Here is a 13,371-nt window from a genome sequence, read left to right on the forward strand (position 1 = left end):
CCTAAGCATCCAGGCCGCCAAATTTGCCGTTCTGATAGTCCTCGACCGCCTGGACAATCTCTTCGCGGGTATTCATCACGAAGGGGCCGTGGGAGTAGACGGGCTCATCAATCACTTCGCCATGGCCAAACAGCAGACGCGCATCGCTGCTGGCTTCGATATCTAGACTACTGCCGTCGCGATCCACTTCGATCAGATGGTGAGGCTGCACCGGCTCACCGCCCACTTCGACATCACCATTCACAACGTAAAGAAACACCTGCCGCCCAGGGGCAACGGGCAGCTGTTCATGGGCGCCAGCAGGCAACTTCAGCGTCGACATAAACACGCCGGTTAACGTTTCGATAGGGCCAGCCTGGCCCTGCCACTCACCTGCCATCAGGTTCAGCTCACCGCCGCCGGGCAGCGCAATGGCAGGTATGTCCGCCTGTTGCAGCCCCACATAACGTGGCTCGCTCATTTTCAAATGCGCTGGCAGATTGACCCACAACTGCAGAATTTCCAGCGGGCCACCTTCGCGCAGAAACTCCGGCGGCGAGATTTCCGCATGCACAATACCGCTGCCCGCGGTCATCCACTGCACGCCGCCCGCGTGGATCACGCTTTGATGGCTGGCGCTGTCCGCATGGGCCAGCGAACCTTCCAAAATAAAGGTGACCGTTTCAAAGCCACGGTGTGGATGAGGGCCAAACGGCAATCCACGGTTATTGGCCGGGTACGTCTGCGGGCCGTGATGATTCAAAAACAGAAATGGATCGAGTTGCTCTAACTGCGGCCCCGGCAGCGGGCGCCGGGTAACTAAATCGCCGATATCATCGCGCTTGGCCGGATGCTGAGCGATCACGCGGCGTGCTGATTGAATAGTGTCTGATGGCATATTTTGCTCCTTATCAATACTGCCCAGCGTAAAACCTCAACCCAAAGATGAGGAGCGAATAATTTGCCTCGTTTCATTGAAGGAAATTGTTATCTCAAGTCTCAGCGGTTTCCTCAAAACTCGGTCACCACCGTCACGCCCGCCCCTTCAAATTTATCCATGTTCATCAGCGCATCAATCGACTGCTCAAGATTGATGCGTTTGCCAATCAGCTTTTCCGGCGCCAGCTTTCCTGACTCGATCATCGCCAGCATGGCGTCATAGCGATGCGCCTGCATGCCATGGCTACCCAGTATCTCAAGTTCGTTGGCGATCACCTTGCTCATGGGAATGGCGGGCGTACTGTTCTCGGCTAACATCAACCCAACCTGAACATGCTTGCCACGTTTACGCAGATTGCTGATGGAGTTAAAGCAGGTCGTTGGGTGGCCCAGCGCATCCAGCGACACGTGAGCGCCTCCCCGGGTTATCTCCGCCACCGCTTCGACCACATTGGGTACCTTGGCGGCATTCACGGTGGCAGTGGCGCCCAACTGACGGGCAAGATCAAGCGCCTCTTCTGAAATATCGATAGCGACCACGTTGGCGCCAATCGCATTGGCAATCATCACAGCAGAAAGCCCTACACCGCCACAGCCGTGAACCGCCACCCACTGGCCTGCCGCTGTTTTGCCCTGATCTACCACTGCCCGAAACGACGTGACGAAACGGCAACCCAAGCTCGCCGCCGTGGCAAAATCGAGGGTTTCCGGCAGCGCGACTAAATTCACATCAGCGTAGTGAATGCCCACATACTCGGCAAATGAGCCCCAGTGCGTAAAACCGGGCTGAAACTGGCTATCGCACACCTGATGATTGCCGGAGTGGCACTCAGGACAAGTGCCGCACCCACCAACGAAGGGCACCGTCACACGGTCACCAATACGCCACTTTTTGACGTCTTTACCCACGGCTTCCACAACGCCAGCAAGCTCATGCCCCGGCACATGGGGAAGCTGGATATCCGTGTCATGCCCTACCCAGCCATGCCAGTCACTGCGGCAAACGCCGGTCGCCCTGACGTTCACCACCACGCCATGCGGCTCAGGGGTAGGGTCAGGTAACTGCTGGATGCGGGGAGGGGCGGAAAATTGCTCAAAAACAACGGCTTTCATAACGAATTCCTAACCTGAATCTTTTTACTTTATAACGGCTCCCGCAGACAGGAAGCAAATTACTGACCGCTAACGCTCAACCGCCCCACTACCTGAAACGAATCATCCGTTGGATGCACCACGATCATCTCACCCGAGCCAACACCGCTGCCCACCAACGCCGTGATGTTCACCTGATGGGTGACCAGCAACAAATTGCCCTGCCCCTGCCAGGCAGCGATCTGCTCTTGAGCCGTTTGGGTGATGGAAGCCTGATCACCGCGCCCACGAAAAAACGAATCCAGCCAGGGAGTAGGCGTTACAGGCCCCAGCGCCATCAACTCAGCAGTATCCAGCGCCCGGCACCAGCGCGATGAATACACCGCCTCAATGGGAATATCTCGCGCACGAAATTCACGACCCGCAGCTTGTGCATGGGCGCGACCCTGGGCAGAGAGATTGCGTTGGGTATCGCATCGGGAAATCTCAAAACCCGGCGGGTCACCAATGCCAGGCGCCAGGGAGTGGCGCATGAGGATTACTAAGCCGCCTTCTTGAAGTGCTTCCCAAGTGGCGTCGTTTGCCTGGGCGCTGATGGGTAGCGCACCCAGTACACCGAGCAGTAGCGTTAAGGTGAGGTGGCGTAGGGTGGGCATGGGGAAACCTCATTGGCTGTGCCATATAAAATTAAGAACTAACGGAAAATCGGCCTCACACTCAAGCGTTATCGCTCGCCCAAAAAGTTATAATCAGCTCCAATTTTCAAAGCGACAAGCTGATACTGAAGCAACCCATTAGCTTTATGTGCTGTTTGATTGCAAAGTACACGACATTTTAAGCGTGTGGCGTCTCGCTTGGCGCCAACACGACCGTAATGTAAGGATCCCAAATGGCTATTAAGAAGAACGAGCTTTATTCATCCCTTTGGGCAAGCTGCGATGAACTGCGCGGCGGTATGGATGCCAGCCAGTACAAAGACTATGTGCTGACCCTGCTGTTTATGAAATACGTTTCAGACAAATACAAAGGTGACCCCTACGGCATGATTGTGGTGCCACAAGGAGCCAGCTTTGACGATATGGTCGCGCTGAAAGGCGATAAGGAAATTGGCGACCGTATCAACAAAATCATCAGCGCACTGGCCGAACAGAACGAACTAAAAGGCGTGATTGATGTGGCCGACTTCAATGATGAAGACCGGCTGGGTAAAGGCAAAGAGATGGTGGATCGCCTAACCAAGCTGATCGGCATTTTTGAAGGCCTGAACCTGTCCGCCAATCGCGCCGATGGCGATGATCTACTGGGTGATGCCTACGAATACCTGATGCGCCACTTCGCCACCGAATCAGGTAAATCCAAGGGCCAGTTCTATACGCCTTCGGAAGTCTCGCGCATTCTGGCGAAAGTGATCGGTATTAAACCCGATATGCTGCCCAGCACTACTGTATATGATCCAACATGCGGCTCGGGCTCACTACTGCTTAAAGTTAGTGATGAGGCACCGCGGGGGCTGTCTATTTTCGGCCAGGAAATGGACAACGCGACAAGCGCCCTCGCGCGCATGAACATGATCCTGCATAACACTGCCACGGCCAAAATCTGGCAAGACAATACGCTGAGTGCCCCTCAGTGGAAGGATGCCAATGGTCAGCTGAAAACCTTCGATTTTGCCGTGGCCAACCCACCGTTCTCCAACAAAAACTGGACGAGCGGCCTCAATCCCAACGAAGACGAGTTTGGCCGTTTTACCTGGGGCATACCGCCGGAAAAAAACGGCGACTACACCTTTCTACTGCACATACTGAAAAGTCTGAAAAGTACCGGCAAAGGCGCGGTCATTCTGCCCCACGGTGTGCTGTTTCGGGGCAATGCCGAAGCCCGTATTCGTGAAAACCTCATCAAGCAGGGTTACATCAAAGGCATTATTGGCCTGCCCGCCAACCTGTTTTACGGCACCGGCATACCGGCCTGTATTATCTTGATTGATAAAGAGAACAGCCACGCGCGCAGCGGTATCTTTATGGTCGATGCCAGCAAAGGCTTTATGAAGGAAGGCAACAAAAACCGCCTGCGCAGCCAGGACATTCACAAAGTGGTAGATGTTTTCAACAAACAGCTCGCTCTGCCACGCTACAGCCGCATGGTGCCACTAGCTGAAATCGCCGCTAATGAGTACAACCTCAACATTCCGCGCTACATCGATTCAAGCGAGCCGGAAGACCTTCACGATCTCAGCGCCCATTTGCAGGGCGGTATACCGACACGCGACGTCGATGCGTTAAACGACTACTGGCAGGTGTTTCCCGCCATGCGCGCCACGCTGTTTGCCGATGAACGCCCCGGCTACTGCCGCTCGCTAGTGGCCGCCACTGAGGTGAAAAGCAGCATACTCAACCACCCGGAATTTACCGCGTTTGCCCGCCAAAGCCTGCAGCCGTTTTCACGTTGGCGTGAGCGTGCGGCCCTGAAACAAATAAGCATTGGCGACAAACCAAAAGAGCTGATTCACACCATTAGCGAAGACCTGCTTGAAAGCTACACCGGCCAGCCTTTATTGAGTAAATACGACATCTACCAGATCCTGATGGACTACTGGGCAGAAGAGATGCAGGACGATGTCTATGTGCTGATACAAGATGGCTGGTCAGCCGGTAGCGTCATGCGCAAACTGGTGGTAAAAAAAGGCGAAAAGCTAAAAGAAACGCCAGACCTCATCATCAATAAAACCAAATATAAGGCCGAGCTTATTCCACCTGTGCTGATCGTTGCGCGTTATTTCTCGGACGAACAGGCCCACATTGATACGCTGCAAACCGCCGTAGACACCGCCACACAAGCGCTGGAAAGCTATATTGAGGAAAATAGCGGGGAAGATGGCCTGCTGAACGATGCGCTGAACGAGAAAGACAAGGTCACCAAGGCCACGGTTACAGCGCGCCTAAAGCTTGCCACCGACCCCGATGAAAAGGCAGCGCTCAACCAGGCTAAAAAGTGCTTTGATGCCGAAGCCAATGCTAAAAAAGCACTCAAAGATGCCCAAGAAGCGCTGGATATTGCGGTGTTCAAGCACTACCCAACGCTTAGCGCAGCCGAGGTCAAAACGCTGATAGTCGAAGATAAATGGCTCGCTACCCTGCAAAGCCAGATCGAGGCAGAGATCGAGCGCGTGACCCAGCAGCTTGCCAACCGCGTGAAACAGCTGGAAGAACGCTATGCCGAGCCGCTCCCCACCATCACCCAGTCGGTTGAGCAGTTAAGTGACAAAGTAGCGCAGCATTTACGCGCCATGGGGCTAAGCCTATGAAGGAGCAGAACCCAACAGCATTGCATAGCTTGGTTAGCGCGATTGCCCAGCAGATAGAGCAAGCACGCGGGCAGGTGCGCCAAGCCGTGAATACGGCCATGGTACAAAGCTACTGGGTAATAGGCCGATTGATAATCGAGCATGAGCAGCAAGGCAGCAGCCGTGCCGAATACGGTAAACAGCAGCTCCAGCAGCTTTCGCATCAGCTCACCGAACGGCTGGGTAAAGGCTTTGATGTCCGCAACCTACGCAATATGCGCCAGTTTTATCAAAGTTTTCCAAAACGGAACGCAGTGCGTACCGAATTGAGCTGGACTCACTATCGCACCCTGCTGCGAATAGACAATGCCCAAGCCCGGGACTGGTATTTGCAAGAGGCCATTAACCAAAGCTGGAGCGCCAGGGCCTTGGAGCGCCAGATTAGCACCCTCTATTATGAGCGCCTGCTGGCCAGCCAGAACAAAGCCCTGGTAGAACAGGAAGCAAAAGACAACACCCAGCCCTTAGCAGAAACCGCCAAGGACTACCTGCGCGATCCTTACATTCTGGATTTCCTTAATCTGCAGGATAAAACCTACCAGGAAAGCCAGTTAGAACAGGCCATTATCAGCAACCTGCAGCAGTTTCTGTTGGAACTGGGCAAAGGCTTTGCGTTCGTAGAGCGCCAGCAGCGCATCCTCTTTGACGACGAAGATTTCTACATTGACTTGGTGTTCTACAACTTCAAACTGAAGTGCTTTTTGCTGGTGGATCTCAAGCTCGGCAAGCTCAAACACCAGGATATCGGCCAGATGGATACCTACGTGCGCTTATACGATGAGCAACGCAAAGGCAGCGACGATAACCCCACCATTGGCTTGGTGCTATGCAGTGAAAAAAGCGAAGCCGTGGTGAAGTACTCGGTGCTGGCCGAGCAGAAGCAGCTGTTTGCGGCAAAATATCTGCCCTATTTACCGAGCGAAGAAGAACTCAAACGCGAGCTGGAACGCGAGCGAGCGCAGGCAGTGGAACAACTCCAGCAGAAGGAGTCAGAGGATGAGTGATCAAGTAGCGGAAATGAGTGCAACATATTTGGTTGAAGCGGCGCAGGATGCCGTGCCGGTGGGGTATAAGCAAACAGAGATTGGAATTATTCCAGCAGACTGGGAAATAGAAAAGCTAGGTAATTTAGTTGATATATCTAGTGGCGAGAGTCCATCTAAGTTCCAGTTTCTTTCAGAAGGTGTTCCATATTTCAAAGTTGAACAACTCAATAACGACTCTGTATATGCAGAAGCAACCTCTTATTTTATAGCAACTTCTAAAGCTATTCCTGCTGGTAGCATTATCTTTCCTAAGAGAGGCGCTTCAATTTTATCCAATAAGATCAGAATTTTAAAAAATGATTCTTTTATGGATACAAACCTGATGACATTGACTTGCTCTCAATGCCTTAACGAATTCTATTTATATAATCAATTAAATTATAAAGGCCTCGATTCTGTAGCAGATACTACATCTATTCCGCAGATCAACAATAAGCATATTTATCCTTATACTATTCCTCTTCCATCAAAAGTAGAACAAACCGCCATCGCCAATGCCCTCTCTGATGTCGATGCACTCATAAGCGAGCTGGAAAAACTGACCGCAAAAAAGCAGGCCATCAAAACCGCCACCATGCAGCAGCTACTCACTGGCCGCACTCGACTGCCACAGTTTTCTTTGCGCGAAGATGGTATGCCAAAGGGCTATAAGCAAAGTGAGCTGGGGGAGATACCAGAGGATTGGAAGTTTATAACTCTTGGGAAACTTGTGACTTTTTTAAAAGGATCTGGTCTTCCTAAAAGTGAATTAGTCGAAGATGGTTTGTCACCATGTATTCACTATGGCCAACTTTTTACTACTTATGGCCCTAAAATTGAAAATATTCTTTCGAAAACCAATTCGCCTGGTGGGGTTAAATCAGAAGCTAACGATATTTTAATGCCTACTTCTGATGTAACTCCGAATGGATTAGCTACTGCTAGTAGCATTACAGAATCAGAAGTCATACTAGGTGGTGATATTTTAATTATCAGGGGAGATAAAAAATCGCTTAACGGAGTATTCTTCTCATATTTAATAAATGTAATGCATCATCAAGTAATGCAATTAGTAACTGGTTCAACTGTTTATCACCTCTATGGAAGTGATATGAAAAAGTTTTGCCTAGCTCTACCGTCCATAGTAGAACAAACCGCCATCGCCACCATTCTCTCGGAAATGGACGATGAAATTCAGACCCTGGAACAACGCCTTGGCAAAACCCGCCAAATTAAGCAAGGTATGATGCAAGAGCTGCTAACGGGCAAAACGCGCTTGGTGGCGCCAGCCGCTTAAGTCGCCAATACACAGGCTGATTTAGCAGGCTTGTGTAAAAGATAAAAAAGGGAACAGGGCTATGAGCAACGTCGGCCAGCGTGAGCGTGCCACCCAACAGCGTATCGTTGATTTTTTTCAGTCCGAGCTGGGCTATCGCTACTTGGGCGATAAGCATGATCAGGACAACAAGAATATTGATGTGGCGCAGCTCAGCACTTGGCTGAGGCAGCGTGGTACCAGTGAAATGCTGATTACGCGGGTAATACGCCAGTTGGAGATCGCCGCAGCGCTGGGCGAAGGCAAAAAGCTCTACTACGCCAACAAAGAGGTCTACCGGCTACTGCGCTATGGCGTAAAGGGCAAGGAAGGCGCGGGCGAACAGAACCAGACCGTTTGGCTGATCGACTGGGAATACCCGGAAGCCAACGACTTTGCCATTGCGGAAGAAGTCTCCATCAAGGGTGAAAACAAAAAGCGCCCGGACATTGTGCTGTACGTGAATGGCATTGCGTTGGGCGTGATCGAGCTTAAGCGCTCGTCGGTGTCGGTTGCGGAAGGCATTCGTCAGAACCTGGATAACCAGAAAAAAGCCTTTATCCGTGATTTTTTCAGCACTATTCAGTTGGTGATGGCGGGCAATGACACCCAAGGGCTGCGCTACGCCACCATCGAAACCCCGGAAAAGTATTACCTGGAGTGGAAAGAAGACACCGCCAACCAGTTTGATTACACCCTGGACTTTCACCTCAGCCGCCTTTGTAACAAAGCGCGCTTCCTGCAAGTGATCCATGACTTTATTGTTTTTGATGCCGGGGTTAAAAAGACCTGCCGTCATAACCAGTTCTTCGGCGTTGAAGCGTCGAAACAGCATATTGCCCGGCGTGAAGGCGGCATTATTTGGCACACCCAAGGCTCGGGAAAAAGCCTCACCATGGTATGGCTTGCCAAATGGATTCGCGAACATATAAAAGATAGCCGCGTGTTGATCGTGACCGACCGAACGGAGCTGGACGAGCAAATTGAGAAGGTGTTTACCGGCGTGGATGAGGATATTTACCGCACAACAAGCGGTTCCGATCTTATCGCCACCCTCAACCAGCCGCACCCTTGGCTGGTGTGTTCGTTGGTACACAAGTTTGGACATCACTCAGAGTCGCAAAGCGACGCCGCCACCGATGCGTTTATCGAAGAGCTAAAGCAGTCATTACCGCAAGGTTTCCGCGCCAAGGGAGACCTGTTCGTGTTTGTGGATGAGTGCCACCGCACCCAAACCGGCAAGCTGCACGAGGCAATGAAAGTGCTCCTGCCGGATGCACTGTTTATCGGTTTTACCGGCACGCCATTGATGAAAAAGGATAAGAAAAAGTCCATTGAGGTCTTTGGTGCCTATATTCACACCTACAAGTTTGATGAGGCGGTGGCCGATGGCGTTGTGTTGGATCTACGCTATGAAGCCCGTGATATCGACCAGACCATTACCTCGCAGAAGAAAGTGGATGACTGGTTTGACGCCAAAACACGCGGCTTATCCAATATTGCTAAAACGCAGCTCAAACAGAAGTGGGGCACCCTGCAGAAGGTGCTCTCCAGCAAGTCCCGCTTACAGCAGATCGTTAACGATATTTTGCTGGATATGGACACCAAACCCCGGCTGATGGACGGTCGCGGCAACGCCATGCTGGTGTGCGCCAGCGTCTACCAAGCCTGTAAAGCCTATGAGATGTTCAATCAGTCAGATTTGGTGGGTAAAGTTGCCATCGTCACCAGCTTTCAGCCCACGGCAGCCAGCATTAAAGGCGAGGCAACGGGTGAAGGCCTGACCGAAAAGCTCTTCAAGTACGACACCTACCGCAAGATGCTGGCGGACTACTTCGAGCAGCCCGAAGATAAAGCAGCCAGCCAAGTAGAAGCGTTTGAAAAAGAGGTGAAGAAGCGTTTTGTCGGCGAACCAGGGCAGATGCGCCTGCTGATTGTGGTCGATAAGCTGCTGACAGGGTTTGATGCCCCATCAGCTACCTATCTCTACATTGATAAGCAAATGGCCGATCACAACCTGTTCCAGGCTATCTGCCGCGTCAACCGGCTGGACGGGGATGACAAAGAGTACGGCTACGTTATCGACTACAAAGATCTGTTCCGCTCCCTAGATAAAGCGATTACTGATTACACCCAGGAGGCGTTTGACGGCTATGACAAGGAAGATGTCGCAGGCTTGCTCAAAGACCGTTTAGAGCAGGCCCGTGAGGATCTCGATAACGCGCTGGAAATGGTGCGCGCGCTATGCGAGCCGGTAAAAGCCCCCCGACATACCCAAGACTATATTCACTACTTCTGCGGTGAGTCGGGTAGCAATAAAGAGGAGTTAACGGAAAAAGAGGCCCTGCGTTTAACCCTTTATCAGTACGTCGCTAAGCTGCTGCGCGCCTTTGCCAATATCGCCAATGAGATGCCTGACGCGGGCTACTCCAGCGCTGAGATTGACGCTGTACGCCGGGAAGTCACGCATTTTGAAGGTGTACGCGATGAAGTGAAGCTGGCGAGCGGTGATCTTGTCGAAATGAAGCGCTTTGAACCGGCCATGCGCCACCTGCTGGATATGTATATTCGTGCCGACGACAGCGAAGTGCTGATGGATTTTGAAGAGCTGGGGCTGATTGAGCTGATCGTCGAGAAAGGCGAGGATGCGGTGAAGGCACTGCCGGAAAATATTCGCAATAATACCGAGGCCATGGCGGAAACCATCGAAAACAACGTACGTAAAACGATTGTTGATGAAAACCCGGTCAACCCAAGGTATTACGAACAGATGTCGGTATTGCTGGATGAGCTCATCAAACAGCGCAGGCAACAGGCCATAACCTATAAGGAATACCTGCAGCGCATTCGTGATTTATCAAGAAGGGTGATTCGCCCTGAACAAAGTACGGAGGATTATCCAGCCACCATTGATTCGAATACTAAGCGTGCGCTTTACGATAACTTTGGCAAAGATGAGCAGCTTGCCATGAAAATCGATGAAGCGATTCGCCATACCAAAAAAGCGGATTGGGTGGGAGATCGCTTTAAAGAACGCGAAATTGCCAATGCCGTACGCCAAGAAACCGCCGGTTACGAGGTAGATATCCAAAGCGTACTGGAACTCGCCAAAGCCCAAAAAGATTACTTATGAGTAGAGACGCAACCTGATGGCAAATATCGAGATTGGCACGATAGCCATGCAACTTAATCGTAAAGCGATCAAGCATTTGCATATCAGCGTATTGCCGCCGGATGGTCGTGTGCGGGTGTCTGCGCCTACCGCCATGTCAGACACGTCGATACGCATGGCGGTCATCAGCCGCATTCCCTGGATTAAACAGCAGCAGCGTGATTTTGCGAAACAACCACGCCAGTCCGAACGCGAAATGGTTAGTGGTGAGTGCCATTACCTATGGGGAAAAGCGCATCGTCTTAACCTTGTTGAGCGAAGCGGCAAGCATGACATCCAAGCCAGTCGGCGCAAGCTCAATTTGCATGTAAATCCAGGCACATCGCTCGATAATAAACATCGGGTATTAATCGAGTTTTACCGGGCAGAAATCAAATCCCGCATCCCCGAGTTGCTCACCTACTGGCAGGATAAAATCGGCGTTGAAGCGTCTGGCTGGGGTGTCAAAAAAATGAAAACCAAATGGGGCAGCTGTAACACCGACGCGAAACGCATCTGGCTGAACCTCGAACTAGCAAAAAAGCCACCGGAATGCCTTGAGTACATTTTGGTACATGAGCTAGTGCACTTATTGGAACGCCATCACAACGAGCGCTTTATGGCCTATATGGACAAATACCTGCCCGATTGGCGTGAACGCCGGAACCTGCTTAATAGCATGCCATTGGCCCATAACCATTGGCTTTATTAATTTTTTGAAGGGCTAAAAAAGCGAAAAGACCCGGCGCACGTACCGAAGCTTTAACCCCAATCAAGCACTACGCGCTCGCCTATCTTTGTCATCTTATAAATTGCTTTTTAAAAAGATAGCAACTAATGTGTTGCCATAGACTAAAAAGCAACTTATTTGACGACATCACTATGCCGCTACTGGATCAGATCAAAACGCGCCGTGTTGAGCTGGGTTTCAAGCAGAGTGACATGCAGATGCGGGTGGGAATGTCGCGCCAGCAGTATCAGCGGCTTGAAGCTAGCGGAAACCCGCGCCTTAATACATTAGAACTGGTAGCTAAGGGGTTGAACAGCGAGATTATGTTGATCCCTCAAGAGAAGCGCGACGCGGTTTTGGCTCTGCTCGCGGGTCATGCCGCTGGCAAACCTGCCTCTGATATGGCGGATGAAAGCGATAGCCTCATTGATGACCCTTGGAAAGGCTTATTAGGGGATGATTAACCGTGCAAAGGCGGGCTAAATGGATCGATTGAGCATTCTGCAGCTCTCTCTGCATGGGAGCGTGGTGGGCCATCTTGCGGGTTACTCCCATGGCAAGAATATCCTGCTGTTCGATGATGCGTTTCGCCACAACCCTGAACGGCCAACGCTTAGCCTGATTACGCACCCTAATTTCCCTAAATCTGAAGAGATTTTAGCGAGAGACTGGTCGAGGCACCAACGGCTGCATCCCTTATTGTCTAACCTGCTGCCTGAAGGTGCGCTGCGTGAACTGCTAGCGCATAGTTTGAAAACCCATATTGACCATGATTTCTCTCTTCTAGCATGGCTTGGTCTTGACCTCCCCGGCGCCCTTATCGCTCGCCCTCTCACCACAGACAACATCCCGGCGAAAGTACTGGCTCGGTTACCACATGCACGATCTGAAACCCTTGAATACCCACCTATACTAACGCCTGGCAATAAATTCTCGTTGGCTGGCGTACAGATGAAATTCTCCATGAAGGAGAAAGATGGCCGTTATAACTTAGTCCATAGCGCCGTAAATGATGACCATGAGGCGTTGGGTGAGTGGATTATCAAAACGCCCTCCACCCAACATGCTTACGTTCCTTTAAACGAATTTTCGGCAATGCAACTGGCGGCCCTGGCAGGCATTGATATGCCCGAAACTCGCTTGGTTGCGCTTGATACGTTAGACAATCTGCCTGCTATCCGTTTACCAGAAGAGCCTATGGCGTTTGCTATCAAGCGTTTCGATCGTCAGAGCGGAGTGACAGGTACCGAGCGCGTTCACATGGAAGACTTTGCTCAAGTTTTGGCGAAATATCCTCATGAGAAGTATGGCTCGGCTAACTATGAACAAATTGGCCGTATTTTGTACCAGTTTTCCGGTGATGCTATTGCGGATGCCCAGCAATTTGCCCGACGCCTGCTGGTAAATATTTTGCTAGCCAATGGCGATGCGCACTTAAAAAACTGGAGCCTTTTGTACGCTGACCGCTACACACCACGGTTATCACCCGCTTACGATATTGTGACTACCAGCGTATATCTGGAAAACGAGCGTACTACTGCGCTCAATTTGGCGGGCCAAAAAGCGTGGTATCAAACTTCCATGGAAAGCTTTCAGCAGTGGGCTAAAAAAGCCGATATTCCTTGGCGCTTAATCAAGCCTCACCTAGATGACACGCTTGATAAAGCCCGCACCTTATGGCCTAAAGCACTGACGGAGTTACCAATGCATGAGCCCCATAAGCAGGTACTGCGTGAACATTGGCAGCGTCTCCATACTGATTTTCGTCTGCCTGGTGGTTAACAGCGATTTTTAGTA

General features: G+C 51.3%; 10 protein-coding genes. 7 read left to right on the forward strand and 3 right to left on the reverse strand.

Features of this window, described 5'->3' with window-relative positions; translation table 11 throughout:
• Window position 1 precedes the first annotated feature (1 nt).
• The 3 genes from ACWI0H_RS20995 to ACWI0H_RS21005 all read right to left on the reverse strand — a co-directional run bounded on the left by ACWI0H_RS20995 (window position 2) and on the right by ACWI0H_RS21005 (window position 2,666).
• Complete coding sequence (locus ACWI0H_RS20995) at window positions 2-877, reverse strand: pirin family protein (RefSeq protein ID WP_485874449.1); 876 nt, start codon at window positions 875-877, stop codon at window positions 2-4.
• Between the two features lie 113 nt (window positions 878-990).
• Complete coding sequence (locus ACWI0H_RS21000) at window positions 991-2,031, reverse strand: zinc-dependent alcohol dehydrogenase family protein (protein WP_485874450.1); 1,041 nt, start codon at window positions 2,029-2,031, stop codon at window positions 991-993.
• A gap of 59 nt (window positions 2,032-2,090) precedes the next feature.
• Entirely contained in the window at window positions 2,091-2,666 is a 576-nt protein-coding gene (locus ACWI0H_RS21005; RefSeq protein ID WP_485874451.1) for a histidine phosphatase family protein, read from the reverse strand.
• Between the two features lie 233 nt (window positions 2,667-2,899).
• Between ACWI0H_RS21005 and ACWI0H_RS21010 the strand changes: the two genes are divergently transcribed.
• The 7 genes from ACWI0H_RS21010 (at window position 2,900) to ACWI0H_RS21040 (ending at window position 13,356) form a co-directional block, all read left to right on the forward strand.
• A complete protein-coding gene (locus ACWI0H_RS21010) occupies window positions 2,900-5,314 on the forward strand; it encodes a type I restriction-modification system subunit M (protein WP_485874452.1) in 2,415 nt (804 codons plus the stop codon).
• The gene (locus ACWI0H_RS21015) at window positions 5,311-6,357 is read left to right on the forward strand and encodes a PDDEXK nuclease domain-containing protein (protein WP_485874453.1); all 1,047 of its coding nucleotides are present in this window, start codon (window positions 5,311-5,313) and stop codon (window positions 6,355-6,357) included. Before ACWI0H_RS21010 ends, ACWI0H_RS21015 begins: the two co-directional genes overlap by 4 nt.
• On the forward strand, window positions 6,350-7,675 hold the full coding sequence (locus ACWI0H_RS21020) for a restriction endonuclease subunit S (protein ID WP_485874454.1): 1,326 nt from the start codon (window positions 6,350-6,352) through the stop codon (window positions 7,673-7,675). Before ACWI0H_RS21015 ends, ACWI0H_RS21020 begins: the two co-directional genes overlap by 8 nt.
• A gap of 61 nt (window positions 7,676-7,736) precedes the next feature.
• The gene (locus ACWI0H_RS21025) at window positions 7,737-10,826 is read left to right on the forward strand and encodes a type I restriction endonuclease subunit R (protein WP_485874455.1); all 3,090 of its coding nucleotides are present in this window, start codon (window positions 7,737-7,739) and stop codon (window positions 10,824-10,826) included.
• Between the two features lie 16 nt (window positions 10,827-10,842).
• Window positions 10,843-11,556 carry a M48 family metallopeptidase gene (locus tag ACWI0H_RS21030; protein WP_485874456.1) on the forward strand — a complete coding sequence of 238 codons (714 nt, stop codon included), beginning with the start codon at window positions 10,843-10,845 and terminating at the stop codon, window positions 11,554-11,556.
• Between the two features lie 170 nt (window positions 11,557-11,726).
• Window positions 11,727-12,038: a helix-turn-helix transcriptional regulator gene (locus tag ACWI0H_RS21035; protein WP_485874457.1), complete on the forward strand. Its 312-nt coding sequence runs from the start codon at window positions 11,727-11,729 to the stop codon at window positions 12,036-12,038.
• Between the two features lie 19 nt (window positions 12,039-12,057).
• The gene (locus ACWI0H_RS21040; protein WP_485874458.1) at window positions 12,058-13,356 is read left to right on the forward strand and encodes a type II toxin-antitoxin system HipA family toxin; all 1,299 of its coding nucleotides are present in this window, start codon (window positions 12,058-12,060) and stop codon (window positions 13,354-13,356) included.
• Window positions 13,357-13,371 lie beyond the last annotated feature (15 nt).

It is taken from the genome of Halomonas sp. NYA30, from assembly GCF_976980765.1.

What these genes read in the sequence shown, in the direction of transcription:
- ACWI0H_RS20995 (WP_485874449.1), bottom strand. Translation starts at nt 877, where the DNA reads ATGCCATCAGACACTATTCAATCAGCACGCCGCGTGATCGCTCAGCAT.
- ACWI0H_RS21000 (WP_485874450.1), bottom strand. Translation starts at nt 2,031, where the DNA reads ATGAAAGCCGTTGTTTTTGAGCAATTTTCCGCCCCTCCCCGCATCCAG.
- ACWI0H_RS21005 (WP_485874451.1), bottom strand. Translation starts at nt 2,666, where the DNA reads ATGCCCACCCTACGCCACCTCACCTTAACGCTACTGCTCGGTGTACTG.
- ACWI0H_RS21010 (WP_485874452.1), top strand. Translation starts at nt 2,900, where the DNA reads ATGGCTATTAAGAAGAACGAGCTTTATTCATCCCTTTGGGCAAGCTGC.
- ACWI0H_RS21015 (WP_485874453.1), top strand. Translation starts at nt 5,311, where the DNA reads ATGAAGGAGCAGAACCCAACAGCATTGCATAGCTTGGTTAGCGCGATT.
- ACWI0H_RS21020 (WP_485874454.1), top strand. Translation starts at nt 6,350, where the DNA reads ATGAGTGATCAAGTAGCGGAAATGAGTGCAACATATTTGGTTGAAGCG.
- ACWI0H_RS21025 (WP_485874455.1), top strand. Translation starts at nt 7,737, where the DNA reads ATGAGCAACGTCGGCCAGCGTGAGCGTGCCACCCAACAGCGTATCGTT.
- ACWI0H_RS21030 (WP_485874456.1), top strand. Translation starts at nt 10,843, where the DNA reads ATGGCAAATATCGAGATTGGCACGATAGCCATGCAACTTAATCGTAAA.
- ACWI0H_RS21035 (WP_485874457.1), top strand. Translation starts at nt 11,727, where the DNA reads ATGCCGCTACTGGATCAGATCAAAACGCGCCGTGTTGAGCTGGGTTTC.
- ACWI0H_RS21040 (WP_485874458.1), top strand. Translation starts at nt 12,058, where the DNA reads ATGGATCGATTGAGCATTCTGCAGCTCTCTCTGCATGGGAGCGTGGTG.